Origin of the sequence: Achromobacter sp. D10 (genome assembly GCF_035282245.1) — a bacterium.
Classification (GTDB): domain Bacteria; phylum Pseudomonadota; class Gammaproteobacteria; order Burkholderiales; family Burkholderiaceae_B; genus Achromobacter; species Achromobacter insolitus.
The window spans coordinates 1-25481 of sequence record NZ_JAYJLE010000007.1 but is presented as its reverse complement, the minus strand read 5'-3'; the positions used below and the strand labels follow the sequence as shown (position 1 = coordinate 25481).

The window sequence follows — 25481 nt, the reverse complement described above, 5'->3', positions numbered from 1 at the left end:
CGCCAGCGCGAGCCGGCTCCTCCTCACCACTGTCCGAAGAAGACACCGGCGCGCTTGTGCGCGTTGGTTGCCTTTTCCACGGCCTCATCACTGATGGTGGTGCGGCGCTTGCCCCGCAGCATCCATTCCAGCAGCCGCTGCCGCAGCGCCAGCCGCGTTTCCGCATGCGCGCCGCTCGCGCCCAGGTCCTGGTATTCGTCCGGATCGGCGTGCAGGTCGAAGAGCTGCTCGCGCTCGTCCAGCCAGTACACATAGCGCCAGCGGTCAGTGCGCACCGACCAGGCTCGGGCATTCTGGGGCGTCTTGCCGCATAACAGGCGGGCCTGGCGAAAGCTGTAGTCCAGCTCCGAATACACGCAGTCCCGCCACGGCGTGGCCGCATCCCGGCCGTGCAGCAGTGTTTGCAGCTCGCGGCCCTCCAGCCTGTGGACGGGCCCGGGTGCGCCCAGCGCGCGCAGCACCGTGGGCACCAGGTCCACGCTTTCGACCATATCGTCCAAGGCAGATCCACGCGTGGCATCGGCCGAGCCGGAAGGGTCCATGACGATGAACGGCACGCGCTGCACGGTGTCGTAGAACAACTCCTTTTCACCCAGCCAGTGGTCGCCGAGGAAGTCACCATGGTCCGCCGTGAACACGATCAGCGTGTTCTTCATCAGCCCCGCGCCTTCCATGTAATCGAACAGCCGCCCGAGATGGTCGTCCAACTGCCGGATCAGCCCCTGATAGGCCGGCCGCACCACCCGCACGCATTCGTCCGTGGAAAAGCTGACGCTCTCCTCCTGCTGCCGGTAGGCCGCCACCACCGGGTGCGCATTTTCCAGCTCTTCCCGGTTGCGCCGCACCGGCAGGCATTGTTCGGGCGTATAGAGGTTGTGGTACGGGGCCGGCGCCATGTAGGGCCAATGCGGCTTCACATAGCTCAGATGCAGCACCCAGGGCTGGCTGCCGCGCCGCTTCATGAAATCCAATGCCTGGTCCGTCATATAGGCGGTTTCGGAATGCCGCTCGGCCACGCGCGATGGCAGATACGCATTACGCATGTTCCAGCCACTGACGATCTGGCCGCCCGCATCCACCCCCGCAATCACGTAGTCGGTCCAAGGGTCCGCGCTGTCGTAGCCGTGGCGCCGCAGAAAGCCGGGATAGCCGCTTTCGTCGCCTGGGGTGTGATGGCCGTCGTAGCGGTCCAGCTCCGTGAAGCCCCCCCGGGCCAGCAAGGTGCCCAGTTCGGAAGCGCCGTCGATAGCCAGCCGTTCCATGCCTGCCCGATCGGGGATGATGTGCGTCTTGCCGGCCAGCGCCAGCTCGCGCCCCTGCCCCGCCAGGTACTCGCCCAGGGTGATCTCGTTGATCGACAGCGGCACGCGGTTCCAGGTGGCGCCATGGCGCGAAGGATAGCGGCCGGTGTAGTAGCTCATGCGCGACGGGCCGCACACGCCCGAGTTCACGAATGCACGCTCGAAACGCACGCCGCGCGCCGCCAGGGCGTCCAGGCTGGGTGTCTGCAGGTAGGGGTGGCCATAACAGCTCAGGTGGTCGGCCCGCAGCTGGTCGGCCATGATAAACAGCACGTTCTGCACGGTGGACATTGCCCCTCCTACTGCGTGGCCGTGAAGCCGGAGTCTCGCACCACCGGCTCCCATTGCTTGCGGTAGGCCGCCAGGGCGGCGGCAGTGCCGGCCGCGTCCAGCGATACGGGCTCCAGGTCGGCGGCGCGCACGGCCTCCTGCATGGCGGGCTCGCGCAACACGGCAGCGATTTCCGCGCCCAGCCTGTCGGCCTTGGCCTGTGGCATCGCGGCGGGCGCAAAGAACGCGTTCCAGCCGTCTGCCGCCAGGTTCACGCCCTTTTCGCGGAAGGTGGGCACGTCCTTGAGCTCCGCGTCGCGCTCGTCGCCGGAGATCGCGAGGATACGGATCTTGCCCGCTCGGTGCTGCGGCAGCAGGGTATCCAGCGTGTCGATGCCTTGCGGCAAGATGCCCCCGATGAGTTCGGAAATCAGCGGCGCCGACCCGCGGTAGCCCACCACTTCCGGCTCCTGGCCCAGTTCGCGGCCCAGCATCAGCGCAAAGAAATGCGGCAGGCTGCCCGTGGCCGGCACGCCCACCGCGAACTGCTTGGGATTGGCTTTGAGCCATTGGCGCAGGCCGGCCAGGTCCTGAATCGGCGAGTTCGCCGCCACCGCCAGGGCGAACTTGTAGCGGCTGACCAGGGACACCGGCTTGAAGTCGCGCTGCGCGTCGTAGCCCGGGTGGGCATAGACCAGCGGCGCCACCACCATCACGGCCGGATTCGCGAGCATCAGCACATTCTGGCTGGCAGGCGCCGCATGCAGGCCTTGCGCCGCGATGCGGCCGCCCGCCCCCGTCTTGTTCTCGACCACGACGGACACACCGACCCGGTCCTTGAGCCGATCCGCGACCAGACGCTCAATACGGTCCGAACTGCCGCCCGGCGGGTAGCCCACCACCACCGTCAGGGTCCCGTCCAGCGGGGCCTGCTGCGCGCCGGCCAAGGGCGCGGCGCCCGCAAGCACCGCCGCTGCAGCGGCGCCTGTTATCCATTTACGCATGGTCTTCTCCTGGAGACAGCGGCCCCTGTCGATTATGGTTGTCACTGCATGGCCGATACCCAAATAGGAAAATTGAATTTAGCAACGCGCACGTTTGTTGATCTAATCCAGGACTTTCCATAACGATATGCAGCGCGAACTGCAACGCCATCAGGAGTAGACGCCATGCCGACCATCCCCGCGTCCGGCCAACGCCAGCTTTCCGACATGCTGATGTACCGGCTGTATCAGGCGTGGTCGCAATCCAATCCGGTGTTTCTGCGCCTGTGCGAAGGCCGCTTCGGCATCACGCGCCGCGAATGGCGCGTGCTGGCCTGTGCCGTCGAGGGCGGCATCATGAGTTCAGCCGAGCTGGCGGCCGCTGCCAAGCTGGACCTGGCCCGCACCTCCCGGACCCTGGGCGCGCTATGCGAAAAAGGCTGGTTGCGCCGTCTGCACGACAGCGCCGACCGCCGCGTGGTGCGCGTGGAAGCCACCGCTGAAGGCACGGCCCGCTACGAGGCCTTGCTGCCCGAGGTTTCGCACTTGAACGACCTGCTGGTGCAGGACCTGAGCGAGGACGAAGTCGCCCTGCTGCGCGACTTCCTTGGCCGCATCGAGCAGCGCGGCCGCCGCATGGCCGAAGACAATATCGTCACCGACAAAGCCAGCCGGCGCGAAGGCGGCACCCGCCGGCCACGTTACGCCTGAACGATCTGTCGCGTCTCGCCAACAGGCGCCCCGCTGCCACATAGCCTGCGGAACTGTCCACAAGCCGCTGATAGCACGGCGTTTTTTCTAGCAGCCTTACTGCCCGGCAAGCTTTGCAGGGCTTTTTTACATCTGCGGCCGGCCCATTTCCTGACAGCCTCCAGGAAGTAAATCAATAATAGTTATCGTTGCTATTTACATACTCAATAGGCCGAATTCAGGCCGCAGGGGAATTCCATTGATACGCCACCGTCATCCCGCCGGCCCGCGCGCGCGGCCGCTGGTTCTGCTGCCCCTTGGCGCCGCGCTCGCCGCCTGCCTGGGCGGCGCTGCCCACGCCCAACCCGCGGACTCGGCTGAACCCGCCACGATCCTGCCCGCCGTGCAGGTCACCGGCACCGGCGAAACCGCGACCAGCCCGGTCGAGGGCTACGTCGCCACGCGCAGCGCCACCGGAACGAAGACCGACACGCCCCTGTCGGAAACGCCGCAGGCCATCACCGTGATCCCGCGCGAACAGATCGTGGACCAGGGCGCGCAAAACATCCAGGACACCATGAACTACGCAGCCGGCGTGCGCCCCAATGCGTACGGCGTGGACAACCGCGCCGATTACGTGCGCATCCGCGGCGTGGAACCGGTGCAGTACCTGGACGGCCTGCGGCAGTACTTCAGCTTCAACAACCCGCGCACCGAGGTCTATGCCATGGAGCGCGTGGAAGTGTTGCGCGGCCCGTCGTCCATGCTGTACGGACAGGGCAGCACGGGCGGCATCGTCAACCTGGTCAGCAAACGCCCGCTGGAGGAAACGCAACGCGAGATCGGCGTGGTGCTGGGCAACCACAACCGCCGCGAGATCCAGGCCGACCTCACGGGTCCGGCCAGCGAGGACGGCCAATGGCTGTACCGCGTCATCGCGGTGGGACGCGACAGCGATACCCAGGTCCAATATGCGCCGGACGACCGCCTGATGCTTGCGCCCTCGCTGACCTGGCGCCCCAGCGCAGCCACATCGCTGACCCTGCAGGCCACCTGGCAGAAGGACCGCGCCGGCACCACGCAATCCTTCCTGCCCTGGAGCGGCTCGGTGCAGGAGAATCCGAACGGCCGCATCCCTACCCGGCGCTTTGCCAGCGAGCCGGGCTTCGATGCCTACGACACCGAGCAGTTCAGCGTGGGTTGGCTGTTCGAACACCAGTTCAACGACACCTGGAAAGTGCGGCAGAACTTCCGCAACACGGTCAGCAGCGTCGACTACAAGACGCTCTACCCCAACGTCTACGGCGCGCGCCGGGGCGATTCCTACATCGATCCCGAGCAGACCACCGTCGACCGCATTTTCTACGTCAACAAGCCGCGCATGCGCACGCTGCTGGCGGACCAGAACCTGGAAGGCAAGCTGAACTGGGGCCGCACGGAACACACAGTGATCTTCGGCATGGACTATTCGCGCTATCGCGAAACCAGCCAAATGGCCCGCGGCGCGGGCTCGCCGCTGAACCTGTATCACCCCGAGTACGGCAACGTGCCCGAGTATGAACTGTCGGACAATCCCAAGATCAATCAGCAGCAAATCGGTTTCTACGCGCAGGACCAGATCAAATTCGACAAGAACTGGATCTTCCTGGCCGGCATCCGCCGCGACCGCGCAGACAGCACCACCGAAGGCCAGGACCGCGAAACCGACATGGCCACCACCAAGCGCTTCGGCCTGATGTACGCGGCGGACAATGGCTGGTCGCCATACCTCAGCTACAGCGAATCGTTCACGCCGATCGCCGGGGACGATTTCTACAACCAGCGCTGGAAACCCATGCGCGGCAAACAGGTGGAGGCCGGCATCAAGTACATGCCCAAGGACGCGGACATCGAGTTCACCGCTGCCGCCTACGACCTGCGCGAGAAGAACCGCCAGACGAACGATCCGGACAATCCCAACAACCAGATCCAGGCCGGCAAGACACGCACGCGCGGCGTGGAGCTGGAACTGCGCGGCCGCGTCACCAAGGAACTGGACGTGATCGCCAACTACATCTATACCGACCTGGACCCGCAGCTGGAGGCGCAGCCCAAGCACATGGCCTCCATGTGGGGCAAGTACCGCTTCGCCCTGGCCGGCCAGCCGGGCTTCGCGGTGGGCGCGGGCGTGCGCTACCTGTCGGCCTTCCGCGACGGCGGCGCCCCCGAAACGCCCGCGGTTACGCTGTTCGACGCCATGCTCAGCTACGACAATGGCCCCTGGCGCTACGCGCTGAATGTGAACAACATCGCGGACCGCACCTACGAAGTGGTCTGCCTGGATCGCGGCGACTGCTTCTACGGGGCGCGCCGCACGGTCATGCTCAGCGGCGCCTACCGCTTCTAGATCGGCGTCCCGCCACGGACGGAAAAACCTGTACGTACATGCTGTACGTACAGGTGTACACTACGGTTTTTCACCCCTGAAACCGTCTGACAGACGCGCGCTCGAACGTCTGCAACCCAGAAAAACCGTCCTGGAGACTCCGATAGTGTCGACCGAAACTTCCCGCTCGCCCTTTTTTGGCACGATGCAGAAAATCCCCGGTGGATTGATGCTGGTGCCGCTGATCCTGGGTTCCCTGATCGGCACCTTTGCTCCCGATGCGCTGACGATCGGCGGCTTTACCACTGCCCTGTTCAAGAACAGTGCCCTGCCCTTGATCGCGCTGCTCATCTTCGCCACCGGAACCCAGGTCAACACGCGCACCGGCGGGCCCATCCTGGCCACCGCCGGCACCATTCTGCTGATGAAGACCCTGGTGCCCGCCACGCTCATCATCATCCTGGGCAGCTACGTCGGCCTGGACGGCGTGCTGGGCGTCTCCATCCTGGCGATGCTGGCCGCATTCGACAACAGCAACGGCGGCCTCTGGCTGGCCTATACCGGCCAGTACGGCGATGCCCGCGACCGCGGCGCCTATGTCGCCAGCGCGGTCAACGACGGCCCCTTCTTCAGCCTGCTGTTCCTGGGCGCCTCGGGCCTGGCCGATATCCCCATGATCGCCCTGGTGGCGGCGCTGGTGCCGTTCCTGCTGGGCGTGGTGGTGGGCAACCTGGACCCCAAGTGGCGCGACGTGCTCAAGCCCGTGCCCAACATTGTCATCCCCTTCTTCGCCTTCGCGCTGGGCACCGGCATCAATCTGGGCGCCGTGGTTTCCGGCGGCATCAGCGGCCTGATCCTGGGCCTGATCATCAGCCCCATCACCGGCGGCCTGGTCTACCTGGGTTATCGCTACATCCTGCGCCGCGGCGGCAAGAGCGGCCTGGGCTTCGCCGCCGGCACCACCGCCGGCAACGCTATCGCCACGCCCGCAGTCGTGGCCGCGGCCGATCCCAACTTCCAGCAATACGTGTCGACCGCCACCGCGCAGGTCGCGGCCTGCGTGCTGATCAGCTCGATCCTGGCCCCGGTGCTGGCTTCGTATTTCCTCAAGCGCGCCGGCGAGCTCAAGTCCGAGGATGCCGATGCGTCGGCCGCCGCGCCCGCCCTGCGTGAAGCGCGTGGAGAAGCGCTTTGAATCCCGCCATCGCCATCGTCGCCGATGACCTGACCGGGTCGGGCGATACGGCGGTGCAGTTCGTGCGCGCCGGCTGGAACACACACCTGTCCATCGGCGGCGCCGACGAGGCGCTGTCGGGTTCCGACACCGCCGGCGTGGAAGTGCTGGCGGTCACGACCAACAGCCGCGCGCTGGCAGCCGCCGACGCGGCCGAGGTCGTCTGGCAAAACGTGCGGCGCCTGCGCGCAGCGGGCGTCACGCGCCTGTACAAGAAGGTGGATTCGACCTTGCGCGGCGCCTTCAAGGCCGAGATCGACGCGGCGCGCGAGGCCTGGGGTCCGGACACCGTGGCAGTGATCTGCCCCGCCTTCCCGGCCACCGGCCGCACCGTCGTGCAGGGCGTGCTTTACGTCAATGGCAAGCCGGTCACCGAGACCTCGGCGGCCACCGATCCGGTCACCCCGGTGACAGAAAGCCATATCCCCACCCTGCTCGGTTGCGCCCACGTGGCGACCCAGGACGGCGACACGCCGCAAGCGCTGGCGGCACGCATCCGCGAAGCTGGCCAGACCGTGGTCGTCGATGCCGCCACCGAGGCCGACCTGGAGCGCCTGGCGCGCGCCATCGGCCTGCTGGGCGCGCATGCCCTGCCGGTAGGCGCGGGCGGCCTGGCGGTGCCCCTGGCCCGAGTGTGGGCCGGCGCCGACCAGACCGCGCCCGTCGTGGTGGTAGTGACTTCGCAGCACAGCGCAGCGCGCGCGCAAGCCGCCGCGCTGCAAGCCTCGGGAGCCGACACCTGGACGCCGTCGCTGCCCCAGTTGGCCGACGACGCGGCCTGGCAGGCCTGGAGCCAGCCGCTGCTGCAGGCTCACGCCAAGGCGCCGGCGGAGGCCGGCACCGTGCTGCTGCTGGCGCCCGAAGGCCAATTGGACGGCCTGGACTCGGAGACGGTCGCCGAACGGCTGGGCAGCCTGGCCGCGCAATTGATCACCAGCGCCCGCGCGGCCGGCGTGGTCGCCACGGGCGGAGACGGCGCGCGCAGCGTGCTGGTGGCGCTGGGCGCACGCGGCATTGCGCTGGTGGACGAAGTGATGGGCGGCGTGCCCTTGGGCACGCTGACCGGAGGCACGGCCGCTGGCCTGCCCGTGGTGACCAAGGCCGGCGGCTTTGGCACCGAAGACGTACTGGTTCGCGCGGTGCGCGCGATCCGCGACAGGAGATTCAAGCGATGACACAACCCCAACCGGGCAAACTGCCCCTGCTGGCCGTAACGCTGGGCGACGTAGCGGGCATCGGGCCGGAAATCACGGCCAAGATGCTGATGGGCCATGATGAACTGCGCCAGAAGGCCCGCCTGCTGGTGGTCGGCGACACGGACGTCATGGCCAATGCCGTGCGCAATCTGGGCGGCGATCCCGCCATCGTGCGCAAGCTGGACCGCGCCGCCGACTGCACCAACACCCCCGGCACCATTGAAGTGCTGCAGGCAGGCCCGTCGCTGGCTCATGTGAAACTGGGCGAGATCAGCGCGGACGCAGGCGACGGCTCGGTGCGCTTTGTCACGACGGCCTGCGCGCTGGCACGCGCCGGCGAGGTCGACGGCATCGTCACCGCCCCGCTGAACAAAGCCGCCATGCACGCGGCCGGCCACAAATGGCCCGGCCACACGGAACTGTTGGCGCATGAGTTCGGCGTCAAGACTTTTTCGCTGGTGCTGTCGGCCGGCGACCTCTACATTTTCCACGCGACCACCCACGTGTCGCTGCGCCAGGCCATCGAGGACCTGACGCCGGCGCGCATGCGCGCGGTGCTGCGCCTGGCCGGCTCCTTCGCCAAGGCGCTGGGCCGCGGCGACCAGCCGGTGGCGGTGTCGGGCCTGAATCCGCATGCCGGCGAGAACGGCATCTTCGGCACCGAAGACGCGGACATCCTGGCGCCTGCCGTCGCCGAAGCCAACGCCGCCGGCATCCTGGCCGCCGGCCCGATTCCTGCCGACGCCCTGTTCCCGCAGGCCGTGCGCGGCAAATGGAAGTTCGTTATCGCCTGTTACCACGACCAGGGCCACGCGCCCTTCAAGGCGGTTTACGGCGATGATGGCGTGAACATCACGGTAGGCCTGCCCGTCGTGCGCGTATCGGTGGACCATGGCACCGCCTTCGACATCGCCGGCCGCGGCATCGCCCGCGAGGACAGCCTGATCCTGGCCGCCGAGCGCGCCGCGCATCTGGCCCCGGGCTGGACGCATGTGTGGGAAACTGCGCGGGCACAAACCGGAGGTTGATTCCCATGGCGCCCGCCACGCACGACGCATTGCCCGCACTTGATCGCTCCGGCGATATCCCGCTGCACGCCCAGGTGGCGACGCTGCTGCGCGGATACATCCGCACGAACAAGCTCGCGGCAGGTGCCGTGCTGCCCAGCGAGGCAGCGCTATGCGAACGCTTCGGCGTGGCGCGCAGCGTGGTCCGGCAGGCGCTCGCGGCCTTGGCTACCGAAGGCCTGATCCAGCGCGAAACCGGCCGCCCCGCCACCGTGGCCGCGCCCCAGGAACACCGCCGGCTCGTGCAGCGCTCCACCGGCCTGTACGAACAGTTCGCGCAGTCTGGCGTCGCCTTGCAGACGCGCGTGCTGGCCTTCGCGCGCGCCGAGCCGCCCCCCGACGTGGAGGCCTTTTTCGGCACCACGCGACTGCTGATGCTGGAACGCCTGCGCCACGTGGCCGACGCCCCGCTGGCCTATGTGCGCACCTGGATCCCCGCCGATGCCGTGCCGGGCTTGCGCGCCGACGACCTGACCGACGCGTCCCTGCATGGCGTGCTGACGCGCCGCTTCGGCCTGCGCCCTGGCGCCGGCCGCAACCAGATCCGCGCGGTGGCCGCCGACAAGACGCTGGCGGAACTGCTGGACACGCAAACCGGCACGCCCTTGTTGATGCTGCAGGGCCAAGGCATGGACCAGCATGGTCGGCCGCTGGAATGGTTCACGACCTGGCACCGCGCGGAGCAACTGGTGTTCGACGTCGACGTCAGCATGGGTCACGAAAGCGTGCAGCCCCGACTGCAATCGCCCGCCGCGCCCACGGAGTCCTCCCCCGGAGCACACGACCCGCTGGCGCGCGCCGAGGCACTGGTGGCGGAGCTTTCCGCCGAACTGGCAAGGCTGCGCGCGCAGTCCTGAGGCGCCGGCCCTCGTACTTGGCGCGCCACCAGCTGGCGTCAGCCAGCCCTCACCCGAGCAGATTGTCCCGCACGTGCAGCAAATGCCGGCGCACGGCCTCCATGGCTCGCTCGGCATCGCGGTCATGCAGCGCCTCGACAATTTCACGGTGCTCAACCTGGTAGGCTTCGCGCCGCTCGCGCGTCAGGCTCTTGCGCTTTAACGCGCCCCAGGTTGCTTGCGACCGCGCAGCCGTCATCAGCGCGAATACCTTTTCGATAAAGAGATTATGCGTGGCCGTAGCCATCAGCTCATGCAGCTTGGCATCCCAGATTTCGAACGCTTCGAAACCTTCGGCGGCCTCGGCCTGCGCACAAGCGTTCTGCATGGCCGCGAAATCCGCCGGCGTGCCGTGCTGCACCACCAACGCCGCGATGGCCGGCTCCAGCACCAACCGAGCCGCCATCAATTCGGCGGGGCTGGTCGATAGCACTTCCGCACGCAGCAACACCTCGGCCTGCGCCAGGGTGGACGGCGGATTGGCGTAGGTTCCGCTGCCCACGCGCTGCGAGATAAGGCCTTCGTTCTTCAGGTCCGCCAACGTACGGCGCACGGTCGAGCGGCTGATGCCGAATTGCTCGCTAAGCGCACGTTCGGTGGGCAAGCGATGCCCGGCGGGCCAGGCGCCGGATTGCAGGTTCTCGATGATGACCGCGCGCAAGGCGGAAGCTTTGTCCATGGGGCGTTCCTTAGTGGCTATGCGGGCGAATAATACCAAATCAGACCAATAAAAACGTTCTCTCGCGCAATCCGTCGATAGAAAGCGGGATCATTTTGGTATATCCTCTCCCGAAATTGGGCTGCAAAATGGGCCCAATTGGTATTTTTTGGTATCAAACAAAGGCGGCTCCGACCCGCCCAGGGAGCAAGAATGAAGATTGCAGTATTCCGGATCAACGGCGAGCGCTACATCGGCGCAGTCTCCGACGATGGCGGCAGCGTTACCGCCCTGGATTTTCCGCGCGAACTCGCGGCCGCCGGCGCACTGACGGCCGTGGAATGGCTGGCCGAAGGCCGCGCCCTTCCGGCCAGGATCGGCTCGTCCTACCGCTGGGACCAGGTGGAACACGAAGCGCCCCTGCCTGCGCAGCGGCGCAACCTGTTCTGCGTAGGGCGCAACTACCACGCTCATGCCAAGGAGTTGCGCGATTCCGTCTTCAAGGACAACGACGCCAACCCCGAGTCCTGGCCCATCGTGTTCACCAAGGTGCCGCAAACCGTCGTCGGTCCATGGGACGACGTGCGCCTGCCTGTGGGCGTGTCCGACAAGATCGATTACGAAGCCGAACTCGCGGTGGTGATTGGCAAGGGCGGCCGCAATATCTCCCGCGCCGAAGCCATGAGCCATGTCATTGGCTACACCGTGGTCAACGACGTTACGGCGCGCGACGTGCAGATGCGCCACCAGCAATGGGACTTGGGCAAGTCCTTCGACACCTTCTGCCCCATGGGCCCCTGGCTGGTGACGGCCGACGCGCTGGACGGCCAGAAGACCCGCGTGCGCTGCTGGGTCAACGGCGAACTGCGCCAGGACGGCAACACCGAAGACCTGATTTTCGACATCCCCACGCTGATCGAAACCTGCTCGCGCGGCATCACGCTTTATCCGGGCGACGTCATCGCCACCGGCACGCCGGCGGGCGTGGGCCAGGGCTTGAATCCGCCGCAGTTCCTGAAGCACGGCGACGTGGTGCGCGTGGAGATCGACGGTATCGGTCACATAGAAAACCGCTTCGTCTAAGCGCAAGCCCCGGAACCTGAACACGGGGCGACGCAACAGAAAAGCCGCCGCCGCGCCCGCGATACGGATTGCTGTCCTCGAAAGGCAAGGGTAGACGCGGGGCGGCCCGGCGGCCACAAACAAGGAGTGAGACATGAATCTGCGATGCACCCGGGCGGCCGCGGCCGTCTTGCTGTGGCTGGGAGCGGCGAACGCGCTGGCTGCCGGCTATCCCGAACGTCCCGTGACCATGATCGTGCCCTTCCCGCCCGGCGGTGTCGCAGACACGATCGCGCGGCCGCTGGCCCAGGCCATGGGCGACAAGCTTGGTCAGGCCGTCGTGATCGAAAACAAGGGCGGCGCTGGCGGCGCCATCGGCATCGGCCAGGCCGGCCGCGCCAAGCCGGACGGCTACACCCTGCTGATGAGCCTGTCGTCCATTTCCATCCTGCCGGCAGCCGATCGGTTGCTGGAACGCAAGCCGGCCTATCAGCTGGATCAGTTCGTGCCCATTGCGCGGATCACGGCCGATCCCACCGTGCTGGTGGTGCGCGCGGATGCACCGTACAAGACGCTGCAGGAATTCATGGACGCGGCCAAGAAGCAGTCGGGTAAATTCAGCTACGGGTCTTCGGGCATCTACGGCACCATGCACGTGCCGATGGAAATGCTCCAGAACGCGGCCGGGGTCAAGATGATGCACGTGCCCTTCACTGGCGCGGGCCCCGCCGTGCAGGCGCTGGTGGGCGGCCAGGTCGACGCCCTGGCTACCGGCCCGTCCAGCGTCATGCAGCTGATCCAGGCCGGGCGCGTCAAGGCGCTGGCGCACTGGGGCGACGGCAAGCTCGACAGCCTGCCGGACGTGCCGTCCTTCAAGTCGCAGGGCTATGACATCAGCTTCGTGCAATGGTCGGGCGTCTTCGCGCTGGCCGGCACGCCGCCCGCCGTCATCGACAAGTTGCGCCAGACGGTCAAGGACATCGCCAACAATCCCGACGTCCAGGCGCGCATTGCGGGCACGGGCAGCCCGGTGCAATACCTGGACGCGCCCGCGTTCGACGAATATTGGAAGAAGGACTCGGCCTCGCTGGAGGTTGCGGTCAACCGGATCGGCAAGGTCGAATAGCCTGGCCGCACGCCCCGGAATACGGGGCGTGCACGCCGTTTTCGATTACACGCGCAGAGCCGCGGGTGCCAGCTGGCGGGCCAACGCCTTGCGGTCGACCTTGCCCACCGCATTCTCCGGCAGGCGATCGATCCAGAGCACGTCACGCGGCACGTAGATCCGGCCCAGGCGCGCCAAGACTTCCGCCTGTATGCCGGGCCCGTCCGGTGCGAGGTCCCCCGCGCGCTGCACGAAGATCACGGGCACTTCACCCAGATCCTCGTCCGGCGCGCCCACCACGCAGCAGGCCGCCACGCCGGGCAGTCCCGTCACCACCCCCTCGATCAACGCCGGCGAAATGTTCTCCCCGCCTCGGATGATCACATCCTTGATGCGGCCGGTAATGCTCAGGTAGCCCTGATCATCGAAACGCCCCAGATCGCCCGTGCGCAGCAACTGCGGCGCAAGGGCGTCGGCGTTGTCCACTCCCAGATATCCCAGCATCAGGCTGTCGCCTTCGATGCAGATCTCGCCTTCTCCGCCTGGCGCGGCCTGCGTGCCGTCCGGCAGCCGCAAGGTAACGCTCTGGCCGGCCAGCACCGTGCCCACTGAACCGACGCGCCGCGCTGCGGGGGGATTCATGGTCGATGTGCAGGTAGCTTCCGACAAGCCATACGACACCACCAGCGGGCAGCCCAGGAAGGCTTCGATGCGCCGATGCAGCGCTTCGGTGATCGGCGCCGAGCCGCAACGCGCAAAGCGCAACGCCGCCAGGCTGGACGGATCGAATTCCAGCTCCAACATGCGCGCATACATGGTGGGCACGCCCGTGATGATGGTGGGCCGGAACGCCTGCAGCAAACCCGGCATGTCTTCCGCCCGGAACCGGCCCGCCAGCGCTACGCAGGCACCGGCCAGCAGCGGCGTGAAAATCTGATTATTGAGCGCATTGGTGTGATGCAGCGGCATAACGTGCAGCAGTCGGTCCTGCGGCGTCAAACCCGTGTGCGCGAGCACTCCGCGCGCATTGTTTGCCAACCCGCGATGGCTGAGCAGCACGCCTTTGGGATTGCCTGTGCTGCCCGATGTGAATAACAGCAGGCCCGCGTCGCCGGGCTCCGCCTCGCCGGCGCCCGTCCAATCCAGCGGCCCTTGCGCCACGCCTGCGGCGTCCAACAAACATTGCTGCGCCAGGCCGCTGGCCCCGGCCGTCGTGGCATTGGACTCGTCATGCAACACCCAGTCCAGCCCCACCGCCGCCACGCGCCGGGCGGTTTCCGCATCCGATAGCCGCGGCTCCAGCGGACACGGACATGCGCCCGCCGCCATCACGCCCAGGATGGCCAGCACCTGGCTTTGCGAGCGTTCCATCGCGATGGCCACGCGGCTGCCGCGCGCCACGCCAACGGCGCGCAGGCCGCCGGCGATGCATCCAACCGCGCGGTACAGGTCGGCATACGTCAGCACGCCCTGCGCAGTCGCAATGGCAGGCTGCGCAGCCCATTGCGGCTGGCTCCACAGGCGCGCAAAAGCGGCCACCAACGTGGCATCGGCGATCGTCATCCCGGCCTCCTAGCGCAGCACGACGGCGGCGTCGCGTTCGAACTGTCCGTCAGGATCCAGCTCGCGCAGCGCGCGCGCTTCAGCGGTCGAGGGCAGCGCGGACGGCTCGGCGCCCGTGGCGTCGAATTCGAATCCCGTGCGCTCACGCACTTCGGACAGGCTGGATTCCGGATGCCAGGACTGCAAGGCCAGGCGCCCGTTGCGCTTGACGAATACGGCGATCGGCGTGACCACGCCGTGGAATCCGCCCCATGAGGTCATGAAGTCCAGCTTGGGCACGAAGGTGCGGCGCGAGTGCTCCGTGCGCCAGGTGCAGGCGCGCCTGGCGGTGGGCAGCATCACTGCCCCGCCCCCGCCCCCCGGCAGGCGCACCTTGGGTTCGTGCCAGTCGCCAATGCAGGAATTGTTGGCGCAGCCTTCCCCATCGATCTGGGCCGCGCCCAGGAAGGTCAGGTCCATGCGGCCGCGCGTGCACAGGTCGTAGAAATCCTCGTTCGAGAAGATCGAGGCCGTGTGCTCGGCCAGCACCGGATCGGAACTGGAGATCGGCACGTGCGAGGGCCGCGGATTCACGCCGCCAGCCACGTTGATGTAGACGAAGTCCCAGTCATACGCGCGCTTGGCCAGCAGGCAGGCCAGCATGGGCATGGTGGAATTCACGCCGCTGAAGGTGATTTCGTCCGGACGGATAAAACGCGCCAGATTGGTGACGATGTACGAAAATCCCGACCATTGCTCAGCCATGCTGCACCTCCCGTGCTTCCGGCGCCGCGGCCATGTGCGCCTGAAGATCGCCTTGCTTGTCCATGTATGCCTCCACCGCTGGATAGTCGATGGCGTAATCCGGCCAGCAGGACCCGGGCCAGGCGCCTTGCGGCGCCACGGCAAATGCCTGCACCATGAAGAACGGCACCAGCGTGGATTCCGGATTGGCCTCGAACACCGCGCTGTCGACGACCTTCTCGGCCACGACCAGCACGCTGCCCGCCGCGCGCGACATGATGCGGTCCCAGTGCGCGGTGCCGTGCACGCGCACATTGCCCAGCGCGTCCACTTCCGACGCATGAATCACGGCGAAGTCGGGGCGGATCGCCGGCACTACCCAGGTCTGCTGGCCGCTGCCATAGGGATCGTCCAGGCATTTCCAGCCATTGAGCTCGGGCAGGCCACTGCCATGCAGGCCGCCGCAAGGCTGGAACGGCACGCCAAAGGCGGCTGCCCGCAGCCCGGCCGTCAGGCTGGCGCAAGCATGTTCTTCCAGTTCGATCTCGTGACGCTCCACGGCCTTGCGGTACCACGGCGCCAGGCCGAAGTTCCCTTCCATGGCGACGATGCCCGCGCGCACGCGGCGCAGCGCGCCGGCGCGGCACAGGATGTCCACGTCGTAGCCGGGCGACTGCTTGACCAGCTCCAGATCGCGCCGCCCCTGCCGGATCAGCTCGCGCACGAAGGCGAATGGTCCGCGGTGCAGGAAGCTGCCGCCCAATGCAATCGATGCGCCGTTGGGCACCAGCGCGGCCAGCTCGGCCAGGGTGCACTGCTTGTTCTTCTGATTGAAACCCGATGCCATGATGTCTCCTTGCCTGCTTGTTCTTGTGCGCCTAGCGCGCCTGCAGATACGCCGCCACCCGGTCCTTGAGGCCCGGCTCGGCGGCGGAGCGCACCAGGCGGGCAAGGTCGGTGTCGGGCGTTTCCGCCGACAGCGCCGCGTATAGCTGGACGCGGCTGGCGCAGCTGAGCGCGGACGCGGCGTCCAGCGCCTCGCGCTCAATGTCCGGCCAGTCCTGCGCCGCAACGATGCGGCTGGCGAAGCCGTCACGCAACGCCTCTTCCGCGCTGAACGTGGCTGCCTGCTCCAGCACCGCCCGCGCACGTTCCGCCCCAACCAGTGCCGCATAACGTCGCGTGCCCAGCACCAGGCCGAATTTGAGCCCGGGCATGCGGAACGTGGCGTCCGGCGCGCTGACGCGCCATTTGCAGGCGCCAAACAAATCCACGCCCGCGCCGAAGTTGCGGCCATGGGCCAGCGCCAGCGTCAGGCACGGCGACGCCGCCAGCCGTTGCAGCAGTGTCTCGATGCGCACGAAACGCAGCAGCAGATCGCCCTCGCTCTGCTCCTGCCAAGCGCCGAAGTCGAAACCCGCGCTGAAGTTCTTGCCTTCGCCCTTGAGCACGATGAGCTTGGCGCCCCCGGCCTCGGCCTCGTCCAGCGCGGCAATCAGCGCTTCCACCAGTTCGGCCGACAAGGCGTTCATCTTGTCGGGCCGCGCCAGCGTCAGCACATGCGCCGCGCCTTGCCTGTCGATGCGCAGGACGCCGCTCATGCCGTCGTCTCCTTGCGGGCTGCGCGCAGCGCGCCCAGCACTTCGTCATTGTGTTCGCCCAATGCCGGCGGACGACGGCGCAAGGCCGTAGTCTGTCCGTCAAAGCGCACGGGCAACCCGAAAGTACGGGTGCGCACGCCATTGGGCAGCTCCACGGGTTGCACCCAGCCCATGTGCTCGACCTGCGGATCGGCCAGCACTTCGGAATAGGTGTTGATGGGCGCGCATGGCACTCCGGCCGCGCGGAACCGTGCCAGCCAGGTCTGGGCGTCCTCCGCCTCGAAGATCGCCTCCAGGATCTCGCGCAGGGCCGTCTGGTTGCGCGCGCGGGCGCTGGTATCGGTAAAGCGCGGATCAGTCAGCAGATCTTCCCGGCCCACTGTCGCGCATACGCCCTTCCACAACGCCTGGTTGCCCGCGGCCATGCCAAAGTACCCCCCCTTGCAGCGGAAGGCCTGGTAAGGCGCATTGCGCGGATGTGCCGATCCCAGCTTGACCGGATCCTTGCCGCTGCCAAAGAACTCCGAGGTCTGCAAGGCAGCGATGCCCAGCGTGGCGCCCAGCATGGGGACGTCGATATGCGTGCCTTGTCCGTCGGCCTGGGCCGCCCGCAAGGCGGACGCGATGGCGAACGCGCCGTACAGGCCCGCCGAAAAGTCCGCCAACGGAACGCCGCACTTCACGGGTTCGCCGCCGGCCTCGCCGGTCACGCTCATGATGCCGCTCATCGCCTGGATGGTCAGGTCGAAGCCGCCCTCCTGCGAGCGCGGACCGGACTGGCCGTAGGCCGAGATCGAGCAATAGACCAGTCTGGGATTGGCCTCGCGCAGTTGCGCGTATCCCAGCCCGAGGCGATCCATCACGCCCGGCCGGTTGTTTTCGATCAGCACGTCGACGGAAAGCGCGAGCTCGCGCGCCAGGGCCAGGTCGCCGGGGTCCTTGAGGTTCAACGTCACCGAACGCTTGTTGCGGTTCAGCGACGCGAAGTTCTCGCTATAGCCCTCGGAAATGGGCGGCCAGCTGCGCAGCGTATCCCCGCCTTCCGGGTTTTCGACCTTGATCACGTCGGCGCCCATGTCCGCCAACAACATGCCGCAAAAAGGTCCCGCCGCGACATTGCAAATCTCCAGCACCGTAATGCCGGCCAGTGCCGAACTGGGTGTCATGTCTGACCTCTCGTTATGAAAATTCAATATTTAGGATGAATTAAACATTATAAAAGCACGCCCTGAAGGCTGGCATCATTCACCGCACGCCTGCCGCAAGCGCATGAATTCCGGCGCCATTCCTAGTGCAATCCCTATGTAGCGCGCTTAATTGTTGACCAGCATATCACCGTGTGGAATTCTAAGTAAACCATTTGTTGATACACGAGTCCTATATTTTAGGATTTAAAAAAGGACCGCAGCCCAGCGCATGCCGGCCCCCACCGACACCAAGGAGACTTCCATGAAGAAAATGTGGCGCATTGCCCTGACAGGCATGGCGCTGGTTTTGGCAGGCGGCGCGGCCGCGGCCGACAACTGGCCGACGAAACCCGTGCGCATGGTGGTCCCCTTCCCACCCGGCGGAGCAACGGATGCCGCTGCGCGCATCTATGCGCAACATCTGGGTGACTACCTGGGCCAAGGCGTGGTCGTGGAAAACAAAGCGGGCGCGGGAGGCGAGATCGGCGCGGAGTACGTCGCCAAATCCGCGGCCGACGGCTATACCCTGCTGATGGGCGCCGTGGGCAGCCACGCGATCCATGCCGCCATGCCGGACAAGCCCGGCTACGACTTTGGCACCGCCTTCGTGGGCGTATCGATGGCAACCAGCATGCCCATGGCCGTGGCAGTGAACAGTGCCAAGATCCCGGCGAAGAATGTCCAGGAGTTGATCGCCCTGGCCAAGAGCCGGCCCGGCTCCATCACCTTCGGCTCGGCCGGCCCGGGGACGTCCCAGCACATGGCGGGCGAACTCTTCCAGGTCGTGACGGGCACCAAGCTCATGCATGTGCCCTATCGCGGCAGCGGCCCGGCCATTACCGACCTGCTCGGCGGCCAGATCGACATGGTGATCGAAACGTTGCCAGCGCTGCTGCCGCAGGTTGCCACCGGAAAAATCCGCCTGCTCGGCGTCACGACCGCCACGCGAGCCACCGCATTGCCGGATCTGCCCACGCTGGCTGAGCAAGGCGTAAAGGATTACTCGGTCGCCACCACTTACGCTTTGCTGGCGCCGGCCGGCACACCGCCCGCGGTGGTGGACAAGCTTTCGGCGGGCATGCAGAAGGCTGCCGCCATGGCGTCCGTGCAGCAAGCTGCGCAAAAGCTGGGCGCCGACGCCGTGGCCACCACGCCAGCCGACACCAGCCGCGTGCTGAAGCAGGAAGTCGCCCGATGGGCCGACGTCGTGCGCCTGTCGGCGTCCAAATGATGGCGCCTCGCGCAAGCTCCACCCCGCCTGCCGCGGACCTGGCCATCGTTGGCGGCGGCTCGGTAGCCGTCAGCCTCCTGTATCAGTTCCTGCTCTCGCTGGAACCGGCCGGCGCCCGACCACTGGCCATCGTGCTGTTCGAGCCGCAGGCCGAGCCGGGCGCGGGCGACGCCTACCAGGACGATCTGCCCAGCAACCTGCTCAATATCCCCGCTGGCAATATGTCGGCGCGGGCCGACCACCGGCTGGATTTCGTGGAATGGCTGCGCGTCCAGGACCCCGCCTGGCTGCGCGCGCACGACGCCGAAACGATCGCACCGACGGACTTTCTGCCGCGGCCGCTGTTCGGCGCCTACATGCGCGCAGTGTACGAACGAGCCCGCGCACTGGCGCGTGCCCAGGGCATCGCGCTCACGCACGTGCGCAGCCGCGTCCGCCGCGTGGCGCCCCTGCCTGGCGGGGGCGTGCATGTGGAACCCGAACAGGGAGCCCCCTGCATCGCGCGCTATGTGGCGCTATGCAACGGCAACCTGCCCTCGCAGGCCTTTCCCGGGTTGCGAGATGCGCCCGGATACTTCAACAGCCCATATCCCGTGCGCGCGCTGGCCAGCGGCATCGCCGCCGATGCGCCGGTCTGCGTGGTCGGCACCAGCCTGAGCGCCGTCGACGCCGTGGCGGCCTTGCGGCAGGCAGCCCATCGCGGCCCCATCTTGTGCGTCTCGCGCAATGGCCGCCTGCCTGCCGTACGCAGCCCCCACAACCGTACGCCCGGCATGCTGCAACAACTGAGTCCGGAAGGCGTTCCGCGCCTTGCCGCCAGGCATGGCGGCGAACTGTCTCTTTCAGTCATCGCGGCGGCGCTCCAGGAAGAAGTGCTTGCGCTGGGCGGCAGCCTGGAACCGGCAGACGTGCTGGGCATCGACGGCGATGCCCGCGCCGCGCTGGACGCAGAGATACGGCGGTCCGAGCAGGCCGCCCGTCCCTGGCAGGCCGTGGCGGCAGCGACCAACGCCACCGTGGACCTGATCTGGCATCTGATGCCGCCGTCCGAGCGCAGCCGCTTCCAGGCGCAGTGGCGTTCGCTCTGGATGGCGCGGCGCGCCACCTTTCCGATGCGCAACGCCCTGAAGCTGCAGGCGCTGTTCCAAAACGGCCAGCTGCAAGTGAGCGGCGGCTATCTGGACAGCCGGCACGACAGCGCCAGCGGCCTGTTCCACACGCGCTTGCGCAATCCGGCGGGTGACATCAGCACGCACGCCAGCCGTTATCTGATCAATGCCACCAGCTTCTCGGTCGATACGGCGCGCACGCAGGACCCGTTGGTGTCCGCGCTGCTGCGCGAAGGGCACGCCCGGCCCGACCCTCACGGCGGCCTGGCGCTGGACTACGACACGGGCTGCCTGAAAAACGCGCAGGGTGAAATCCAGGCGCATATTTCATTGTTGGGCAGCCTGGCGAGCGGCACGTACTTCTGGACCACCTCCATGGATGTCAATGCGCGTCTGGCGCAAGGCCAGGCCCGGCGCATCGCCGCGGCCCTGGCGCGGACCGCTATTGGTCCAGATAGCCCCGGCGATAGCCCATCCCTTGCGAAATCGACTGGGCACAGGCAGCCACTTCCGGCGCCAGCTGCTTCATCCTAGCGGCGCTCAGGCGATCCAGCGGCCCCGAGATGCCTATCGCGGCCACGGGCTGGTCCAGACTGTTGAACAGGGTCACGGCCAGTCCGCCCACGCCTTCGCGCCATTCGCCCCGGTTGATCGCGTAGCCGCTGCGGGCGATCTTGCGCAGTTCGTCCTTCAGCAGCGGCATGGACACGATGGTCGATGGCGTATGGCGCACGAGCTTGTCGGCGTAACGCTCGACGTAGCCTTCCGCCTGATAGGCGAGCAAGGCCTTGCCGGTGGCGACGGCATAGGCCGGCGCGCGTCCGCCCACCATGGAATAGGCGCGTATGGGCTGGGGACTGTCGATCTTGTCTACGTACACCACGTCGAAGCCGTCGAGCACGGACAAGTGCACGGTTTCTCCCGTCTGGTCGGCTAGCGTGCGCATGTACGGGGCTGCCAGCTTGCGCACGTCCAGTTGGGCTAGTTGACGCGCCGCCAGCTCGAACAGCCGCACCGCGCCGCGATAACCGCCGCCGTCATCGTCCTTGATCACGTAGCCCGCGTGGATGAGCGTCTGCAAGGTGCGGTGCGTATTGCTGCGGGTCAGCCCGACGCGAGCGGCCAGCGCATCGATGGTGCGCGGCGGATTGTCCACGTCGGTGACCGCCTCCAACACCATCAGGCCTTTGAGCAGCGTCTTGTCCATTGTTTGTTTTCCTAATATTTAGGACAAGAAAATAGCACGAGACGCCGCAATCGAACAGGGTGCTAGCCGGCGCCGCCAGCAATCGCGGCCCGCACGGCTTCGGAACGATCCCAGAGGTTGGGCAGGCTGGATGAAGAATACCCCGACACAAAAGGCTTGGCCTGCCCCGTGGCGGGGTCATAGACATGGCGCGACACGGCACCGATATTGCCGCCATAGAGATGGACGCTGATGGATACGCGGTCCGCATGGGCATTGGACACGCGGTGGATGTCGCCCTCGGCGGGCGACAGGCGCTCCACGTCGCCCGGTTGGAGGGTCGTCGCGGCTCCCGCGGGGGCCACGCCGCCATCCTGGCCGCGCACATAGCGCTGGTTGACCTCGGCGCCGCGCAACATGCCCACATAGCCCCACACCTCATGATCGTGCACCGGCGTGAACTGCCCGGGCCCCCATACGAAGCTCACCAGCGAAAACCGCTCCAGCGGATCGCAATGCAGCAGGTATTGCTGGTAGTACTGCGGATGGGGCGCGGTACAGGCTTCGGGCAGCCAGTCATCATGCCGCACCAGATCCGCGAAGGCCGCCTCCAGCTCCGGGCTTTGCGCCAGACCGGAAGGTGTGGCCAAGCGGGTCGCGGCGGCGATGAAGCGGCGCAGCCTGTCCAGGCCGCCTTGAGATTCGGGCATTGCGTCTCTCCATGAGTTCTGGAAATCCCAGATTGAAAAAATAGTATCCACGATTCAGGACGGATGCGCGACCTTGCCCCTGACGTCGCCCGGGTATTCACCCTAAGGCTATTCTTGTGAGGGCCAGACTCGCGCATGCGAGCGTATCGGACGGGCTGCAAGATTGAAAATGAAAAACACGCATCAGGATATTCCCCCCTCGCTGACGCAAGCGTTGCGGCAGGCTCGGCGCATCGTCGTCTTCACCGGCGCCGGCGTCTCCGCGGAAAGCGGCATTGCTACCTTCCGCGATGCGCTGACGGGCTTGTGGTCGCGCTTTGACGCGCAGGCGCTGGCTACGCCCGAGGCGTTCCAGGCCCAGCCCGACGTCGTCTGGGGCTGGTACGAATGGCGACGCGCGCAAGTCCTGCGCGCAACCCCGAATGCCGCGCATCGCGCCATCGCGGCATGGGCGCAGCATGTGCCCGAACTGCTCGTCGTCACGCAGAACGTGGATGATCTGCATGAACGCGCAGGCAGTCCTCGCGTCGCGCATCTGCATGGCAGCCTGCATGCTCCACGCTGCTCGGCCTGCGGCGCCGCGCACACCTTTGCGCAGGAGCTTCCGGACGGACCCGAAGAAGGACGGCGCATCATCCCGCCAGCCTGCTCAAAGTGCGGCGCTCCCGTAAGGCCCGGCGTCGTGTGGTTCGGTGAAAGCCTGCCTCGGCACGCCTGGAGCCTCGCCATGCTCGCCGCCGAACAATGCGACCTGCTATTGAGCATCGGCACATCCGCGCTGGTCTACCCGGCGGCTGAGTTGCCGCAACGCGCGCTGGCTGCCGGCGCGATCGTGGCGCAGATCAACTTAGCTGCAACGCCGCTGGATGCGCGCGCGCACCACAATCTGCGCGGCGCGGCCGCGGACGTCATGCCCCGGCTGCTCGCCAGCGCGGGCTTCGGCCTCACCACTTGCAGCCCCGATCCGTGACGGTATCGGCCAGCAGGAATGGCAAGGCCAGCAAGCCCATGTCGGCATGAGCGTTCTTGCACGGTGGCCGCGCGCTTTTCGCGATGCCTCGCGCGAGTTCGGATTGCTCGACCGGCGCCTTGGGCCCCAGGCGCACCACGGGCTCACCGCGCGAGCGCGGCATGCCCGCCGACGCCGCGTCTTCCGCTCGCCAACCGAAGTCGCGATGCGAGTCCTGCGCGCCTGACGCTTGCGCTGGCGCCCTTCCCCGCTGCGGCGAAGGCGGCGCGGGCGTCTTGTACGCGCCGGAACGTTGCCGTGGCGGCGCGGAGGGAATCGACGGCGTATCGATGCGTGCAGGCGTGGCAGGCCCGGGGTTGCCCGCAGAGGCCCCGGCGGCCATTTTCTGCGACGACGTGGAACGCTGCGGGACCTTTTCGGGCAACAGATCCACGAAGAACGAAAGGTCCGGCGGGTGCGCGGCGGACCTGCCTATGGGCTCTATCCGTTCGCGCCACCAGAGCCCGGCCAATCCCGCATGCAGCATGCATGACGCCAGTACCGCCCACCACGCCACCGCCTTTGCTCGCGGCCGCGCATCCCGGATTTCTGCCGCGACAACGCGCATTGGCACCACTTGAACAGTACGCCCGGACAACGGGCAACGCGGCGATGATAGCCTCGCGCGCAGTGAAGATTTGTGAAGATGTTGTGGGCTGATGTAGCGCACAATCAGAGACTCAAGTCAGGCGAGGGGAAACCCCAAATCCCACCACACGCACCCCGGGATACAGTGGCGGGAAAGGTTTCGCCGTGGAGATTATCATTCCGTTTTCCTGGAGACTTCCCGACGTGTTTGTGCGCTCGCCAGACGGTGTCTTGCACCGTGTGGTGCGCCACGCCACGACCACGGAAACCATCGCGCAACTCGAGAGCATGCCCAGCAATTACCACCTGGATTGCGAATGCATGCTCGACAACGGCGAAACCCTGCACTGGATTGGCGACAACCAGTATCGCCAACTGAATAGTGGCACCATTTTCACCGCCGAAAGCGCGGCCACCACGCCCCGCGGCGATTCCCGCAAAAGCGCTGCCACCAAGAGCAGCCTGCGCGACGCACGCAGGAAACCCGCGGCGCGCAAAGCCTCCGCACAGGGGCAGAGTCATTTACCATTAGCTGTCGTCAATCTAAAAACCGGCAACGACTGGAGCCTGATACGCGCCTGGCGCGAGCATCTCAATATCAGCACCGCTGATATGGCTGCGCGGCTGGGCGTGGACCACTCCATCTACGTCGAACTGGAAAGGCCGCGCCCGCGACCCAGGCAGGTTATCCTGGACCGCGTATCCGAAGCCCTGGGCGTCTCTCCCGACCAGCTCGACGATTCATTGTTTGGAGGGCATTTTCAATAGCGCCTCGCGCCGGAACATCAAGCTTCCCGCCCTGGCGCACTGAACTGCCCAAACGACTTTGGCGCCGTAATCCAATGGCCCGCGCATGGAGGTATCGCATATGCTCGGCACCGCAAGACGATTGACCGACGTCCTCGCCACCGCGCCGGACGGCACGCTGTACCGCATTGAACGCTTCGTCTCGGACCCGGACGCGTACTCCGCGCTGGGCACCCCGCGTTTCGACCCGAAGACGCATTGCATATGCCGCACCAGTACAGGCGAAAAGGTCTCGTGGCTGGGCGGACAGACCTACCGTCTGGTAAAGAGCGGCACCTCGCTGACGGCGGTGGACCGACGACGCCACTAGGCCCACCAGGACCGCCACCCCATGCATTCGGGTGGCGGCCGTTGCATCCCCAACTCTTCAAGCCCACGGCACCGGCGCGCGTCCGGCATCGCCGGCGCTCGCGCTTGTTCCAGATCAAAGATATTCATGCGCACCGAGCAGTACGCTGCACGCATACATGGAACGATCGGCGCCGCTGTAGCGCCATCACGCAGCAGGCACCCGGCATGGCCAAGAAGTTTCCCTTGCATCCCAAGCACCCCGAACGCATATGCTGGGGCTGCGATCGCTATTGCCCTACCGACTCGATGGCCTGCGGCAACGGCTCCGGCCGCACCATGCATCCCGCTGAAATGCTGGGAGACGACTGGTACACAGTCGGCGATTGGGGGTTCGACGACGGCGATGACAACGCCCGAGGCCCGGTTCCAGTCCAGGCCGCGGACCCTCCATCGACGCACTGAGCCGCAGTGAATCAATCCGCAGGGAATCAATCCGCAGTGAATCAACCCCTGCTCGCAAAACAAAAAGGCCTTCGATCCAAGATCAAAGGCCTTTCCGTTTTCTTTCTGTAGGCCAAGCAAGAAGCTTGGCGCGCCCGGCAGGATTCGAACCTACGACCCCCTGGTTCGTAGCCAGGTACTCTATCCA

General features: G+C 66.6%; 25 protein-coding genes. 14 read left to right on the top strand and 11 right to left on the bottom strand.

Translation table 11 applies throughout. From position 1 onward, the window contains the following. Nucleotides 1–23: 23 nt before the first annotated feature. Both VCS63_RS19425 and VCS63_RS19420 read right to left on the bottom strand, forming a co-directional pair. Nucleotides 24–1592, bottom strand: coding sequence for a sulfatase-like hydrolase/transferase (locus tag VCS63_RS19425; protein ID WP_042794450.1), 1569 nt, complete (start codon nt 1590–1592; stop codon nt 24–26). 8 nt (nt 1593–1600) lie between these two features. Continuing rightward, nucleotides 1601–2575 carry a Bug family tripartite tricarboxylate transporter substrate binding protein gene (locus tag VCS63_RS19420; protein ID WP_323880779.1) on the bottom strand — a complete coding sequence of 325 codons (975 nt, stop codon included), beginning with the start codon at nt 2573–2575 and terminating at the stop codon, nt 1601–1603. A gap of 165 nt (nt 2576–2740) precedes the next feature. Between VCS63_RS19420 and VCS63_RS19415 the strand changes: the two genes are divergently transcribed. The 6 genes from VCS63_RS19415 (at nt 2741) to VCS63_RS19390 (ending at nt 9963) form a co-directional block, all read left to right on the top strand. After that, nucleotides 2741–3265 carry a MarR family winged helix-turn-helix transcriptional regulator gene (locus VCS63_RS19415; RefSeq protein ID WP_042794452.1) on the top strand — a complete coding sequence of 175 codons (525 nt, stop codon included), beginning with the start codon at nt 2741–2743 and terminating at the stop codon, nt 3263–3265. Nucleotides 3266–3503: 238 nt separating this feature from the next. Then, a complete protein-coding gene (locus tag VCS63_RS19410; protein ID WP_416379204.1) occupies nt 3504–5630 on the top strand; it encodes a TonB-dependent siderophore receptor in 2127 nt (708 codons plus the stop codon). A gap of 145 nt (nt 5631–5775) precedes the next feature. Beyond that, nucleotides 5776–6804 carry a 2-keto-3-deoxygluconate permease gene (locus VCS63_RS19405; RefSeq protein ID WP_042794454.1) on the top strand — a complete coding sequence of 343 codons (1029 nt, stop codon included), beginning with the start codon at nt 5776–5778 and terminating at the stop codon, nt 6802–6804. Further along, complete coding sequence (gene dtnK / locus VCS63_RS19400; RefSeq protein ID WP_063641133.1) at nt 6801–8018, top strand: D-threonate kinase; 1218 nt, start codon at nt 6801–6803, stop codon at nt 8016–8018. The genes VCS63_RS19405 and dtnK overlap by 4 nt, the downstream gene beginning before the upstream one ends. Further along, nucleotides 8015–9067 carry a 4-hydroxythreonine-4-phosphate dehydrogenase PdxA gene (gene pdxA / locus VCS63_RS19395; protein WP_042794456.1) on the top strand — a complete coding sequence of 351 codons (1053 nt, stop codon included), beginning with the start codon at nt 8015–8017 and terminating at the stop codon, nt 9065–9067. The genes dtnK and pdxA overlap by 4 nt, the downstream gene beginning before the upstream one ends. A 5-nt stretch (nt 9068–9072) precedes the next feature. Continuing rightward, a complete protein-coding gene (locus VCS63_RS19390) occupies nt 9073–9963 on the top strand; it encodes a GntR family transcriptional regulator (protein WP_042794457.1) in 891 nt (296 codons plus the stop codon). 49 nt (nt 9964–10012) lie between these two features. On the opposite strand, the gene VCS63_RS19385 is transcribed toward VCS63_RS19390, so the two are convergent. Next, complete coding sequence (locus tag VCS63_RS19385) at nt 10013–10681, bottom strand: FadR/GntR family transcriptional regulator (protein WP_042794458.1); 669 nt, start codon at nt 10679–10681, stop codon at nt 10013–10015. A gap of 192 nt (nt 10682–10873) precedes the next feature. On the opposite strand from VCS63_RS19385, the gene VCS63_RS19380 reads away from it, so the two are divergent. Both VCS63_RS19380 and VCS63_RS19375 read left to right on the top strand, forming a co-directional pair. Next, on the top strand, nt 10874–11743 hold the full coding sequence (locus VCS63_RS19380; RefSeq protein WP_112965958.1) for a fumarylacetoacetate hydrolase family protein: 870 nt from the start codon (nt 10874–10876) through the stop codon (nt 11741–11743). A gap of 133 nt (nt 11744–11876) precedes the next feature. Then, complete coding sequence (locus VCS63_RS19375) at nt 11877–12848, top strand: tripartite tricarboxylate transporter substrate binding protein (protein ID WP_323880776.1); 972 nt, start codon at nt 11877–11879, stop codon at nt 12846–12848. A 45-nt stretch (nt 12849–12893) separates the two neighbouring features. On the opposite strand, the gene VCS63_RS19370 is transcribed toward VCS63_RS19375, so the two are convergent. The 5 genes from VCS63_RS19370 to VCS63_RS19350 are packed head-to-tail and all read right to left on the bottom strand — an operon-like array spanning nt 12894 to nt 17880. Continuing rightward, nucleotides 12894–14390: a class I adenylate-forming enzyme family protein gene (locus VCS63_RS19370; RefSeq protein ID WP_323880775.1), complete on the bottom strand. Its 1497-nt coding sequence runs from the start codon at nt 14388–14390 to the stop codon at nt 12894–12896. 9 nt (nt 14391–14399) lie between these two features. Further along, entirely contained in the window at nt 14400–15134 is a 735-nt protein-coding gene (locus VCS63_RS19365; RefSeq protein ID WP_042794462.1) for a CoA-transferase subunit beta, read from the bottom strand. Continuing rightward, nucleotides 15127–15960 (bottom strand): CoA transferase subunit A, encoded by an 834-nt coding sequence (locus tag VCS63_RS19360; RefSeq protein WP_042794463.1) that lies wholly within the window; start codon nt 15958–15960, stop codon nt 15127–15129. The genes VCS63_RS19365 and VCS63_RS19360 overlap by 8 nt, the downstream gene beginning before the upstream one ends. A gap of 31 nt (nt 15961–15991) precedes the next feature. Further along, nucleotides 15992–16714, bottom strand: a complete 723-nt coding sequence (locus VCS63_RS19355; protein WP_063641129.1) for an enoyl-CoA hydratase/isomerase family protein — start codon at nt 16712–16714, stop codon at nt 15992–15994. Next, nucleotides 16711–17880, bottom strand: coding sequence for a CaiB/BaiF CoA transferase family protein (locus VCS63_RS19350; protein WP_042794465.1), 1170 nt, complete (start codon nt 17878–17880; stop codon nt 16711–16713). The genes VCS63_RS19355 and VCS63_RS19350 overlap by 4 nt, the downstream gene beginning before the upstream one ends. 283 nt (nt 17881–18163) lie before the next feature. Between VCS63_RS19350 and VCS63_RS19345 the strand changes: the two genes are divergently transcribed. Together VCS63_RS19345 and VCS63_RS19340 are read left to right on the top strand one after the other, a co-directional pair. Then, nucleotides 18164–19132, top strand: coding sequence for a Bug family tripartite tricarboxylate transporter substrate binding protein (locus VCS63_RS19345; RefSeq protein ID WP_063641128.1), 969 nt, complete (start codon nt 18164–18166; stop codon nt 19130–19132). Continuing rightward, the gene (locus VCS63_RS19340; RefSeq protein ID WP_323880772.1) at nt 19129–20775 is read left to right on the top strand and encodes an FAD/NAD(P)-binding protein; all 1647 of its coding nucleotides are present in this window, start codon (nt 19129–19131) and stop codon (nt 20773–20775) included. Before VCS63_RS19345 ends, VCS63_RS19340 begins: the two co-directional genes overlap by 4 nt. Here the strand turns inward: VCS63_RS19340 and VCS63_RS19335 are convergent. Both VCS63_RS19335 and VCS63_RS19330 read right to left on the bottom strand, forming a co-directional pair. Then, a complete protein-coding gene (locus VCS63_RS19335) occupies nt 20684–21448 on the bottom strand; it encodes an IclR family transcriptional regulator (RefSeq protein WP_042794468.1) in 765 nt (254 codons plus the stop codon). The two genes, VCS63_RS19340 and VCS63_RS19335, sit on opposite strands and share 92 nt — an antisense overlap. Nucleotides 21449–21510: 62 nt before the next feature. After that, the gene (locus tag VCS63_RS19330; RefSeq protein ID WP_063641126.1) at nt 21511–22137 is read right to left on the bottom strand and encodes a cysteine dioxygenase; all 627 of its coding nucleotides are present in this window, start codon (nt 22135–22137) and stop codon (nt 21511–21513) included. Between the two features lie 169 nt (nt 22138–22306). On the opposite strand from VCS63_RS19330, the gene VCS63_RS19325 reads away from it, so the two are divergent. Continuing rightward, complete coding sequence (locus VCS63_RS19325; RefSeq protein ID WP_323880770.1) at nt 22307–23107, top strand: NAD-dependent deacylase; 801 nt, start codon at nt 22307–22309, stop codon at nt 23105–23107. Here VCS63_RS19325 and VCS63_RS19320 read toward each other — a convergent pair. Further along, nucleotides 23082–23633: a hypothetical protein gene (locus VCS63_RS19320; RefSeq protein WP_323880768.1), complete on the bottom strand. Its 552-nt coding sequence runs from the start codon at nt 23631–23633 to the stop codon at nt 23082–23084. The genes VCS63_RS19325 and VCS63_RS19320 overlap by 26 nt on opposite strands. A gap of 266 nt (nt 23634–23899) precedes the next feature. On the opposite strand from VCS63_RS19320, the gene VCS63_RS19315 reads away from it, so the two are divergent. The 3 genes from VCS63_RS19315 (at nt 23900) to VCS63_RS19305 (ending at nt 25294) form a co-directional block, all read left to right on the top strand. After that, nucleotides 23900–24502 (top strand): helix-turn-helix domain-containing protein, encoded by a 603-nt coding sequence (locus VCS63_RS19315; protein ID WP_042794472.1) that lies wholly within the window; start codon nt 23900–23902, stop codon nt 24500–24502. Nucleotides 24503–24602: 100 nt separating this feature from the next. Then, the gene (locus tag VCS63_RS19310) at nt 24603–24851 is read left to right on the top strand and encodes a hypothetical protein (protein WP_170946329.1); all 249 of its coding nucleotides are present in this window, start codon (nt 24603–24605) and stop codon (nt 24849–24851) included. Between the two features lie 206 nt (nt 24852–25057). Continuing rightward, nucleotides 25058–25294, top strand: a complete 237-nt coding sequence (locus VCS63_RS19305; RefSeq protein WP_042794474.1) for a DUF3079 domain-containing protein — start codon at nt 25058–25060, stop codon at nt 25292–25294. The last annotated feature ends 187 nt before the right edge of the window (nt 25295–25481 follow it).

Coding starts and splice junctions, on each gene's coding strand:
- VCS63_RS19335 (WP_042794468.1), bottom strand. CDS start 21,448: ATGGACAAGACGCTGCTCAAAGGCCTGATGGTGTTGGAGGCGGTCACC.
- VCS63_RS19355 (WP_063641129.1), bottom strand. CDS start 16,714: ATGAGCGGCGTCCTGCGCATCGACAGGCAAGGCGCGGCGCATGTGCTG.
- VCS63_RS19365 (WP_042794462.1), bottom strand. CDS start 15,134: ATGGCTGAGCAATGGTCGGGATTTTCGTACATCGTCACCAATCTGGCG.
- VCS63_RS19345 (WP_063641128.1), top strand. CDS start 18,164: ATGAAGAAAATGTGGCGCATTGCCCTGACAGGCATGGCGCTGGTTTTG.
- VCS63_RS19390 (WP_042794457.1), top strand. CDS start 9,073: ATGGCGCCCGCCACGCACGACGCATTGCCCGCACTTGATCGCTCCGGC.
- VCS63_RS19340 (WP_323880772.1), top strand. CDS start 19,129: ATGATGGCGCCTCGCGCAAGCTCCACCCCGCCTGCCGCGGACCTGGCC.
- VCS63_RS19320 (WP_323880768.1), bottom strand. CDS start 23,633: ATGCTGCATGCGGGATTGGCCGGGCTCTGGTGGCGCGAACGGATAGAG.
- VCS63_RS19310 (WP_170946329.1), top strand. CDS start 24,603: ATGCTCGGCACCGCAAGACGATTGACCGACGTCCTCGCCACCGCGCCG.
- pdxA (WP_042794456.1), top strand. CDS start 8,015: ATGACACAACCCCAACCGGGCAAACTGCCCCTGCTGGCCGTAACGCTG.
- VCS63_RS19385 (WP_042794458.1), bottom strand. CDS start 10,681: ATGGACAAAGCTTCCGCCTTGCGCGCGGTCATCATCGAGAACCTGCAA.
- VCS63_RS19425 (WP_042794450.1), bottom strand. CDS start 1,592: ATGTCCACCGTGCAGAACGTGCTGTTTATCATGGCCGACCAGCTGCGG.
- VCS63_RS19375 (WP_323880776.1), top strand. CDS start 11,877: ATGAATCTGCGATGCACCCGGGCGGCCGCGGCCGTCTTGCTGTGGCTG.
- VCS63_RS19370 (WP_323880775.1), bottom strand. CDS start 14,390: ATGACGATCGCCGATGCCACGTTGGTGGCCGCTTTTGCGCGCCTGTGG.
- VCS63_RS19415 (WP_042794452.1), top strand. CDS start 2,741: ATGCCGACCATCCCCGCGTCCGGCCAACGCCAGCTTTCCGACATGCTG.
- VCS63_RS19325 (WP_323880770.1), top strand. CDS start 22,307: ATGAAAAACACGCATCAGGATATTCCCCCCTCGCTGACGCAAGCGTTG.
- VCS63_RS19420 (WP_323880779.1), bottom strand. CDS start 2,575: ATGCGTAAATGGATAACAGGCGCCGCTGCAGCGGCGGTGCTTGCGGGC.
- VCS63_RS19350 (WP_042794465.1), bottom strand. CDS start 17,880: ATGACACCCAGTTCGGCACTGGCCGGCATTACGGTGCTGGAGATTTGC.
- VCS63_RS19330 (WP_063641126.1), bottom strand. CDS start 22,137: ATGCCCGAATCTCAAGGCGGCCTGGACAGGCTGCGCCGCTTCATCGCC.
- VCS63_RS19360 (WP_042794463.1), bottom strand. CDS start 15,960: ATGGCATCGGGTTTCAATCAGAAGAACAAGCAGTGCACCCTGGCCGAG.
- VCS63_RS19305 (WP_042794474.1), top strand. CDS start 25,058: ATGGCCAAGAAGTTTCCCTTGCATCCCAAGCACCCCGAACGCATATGC.
- VCS63_RS19380 (WP_112965958.1), top strand. CDS start 10,874: ATGAAGATTGCAGTATTCCGGATCAACGGCGAGCGCTACATCGGCGCA.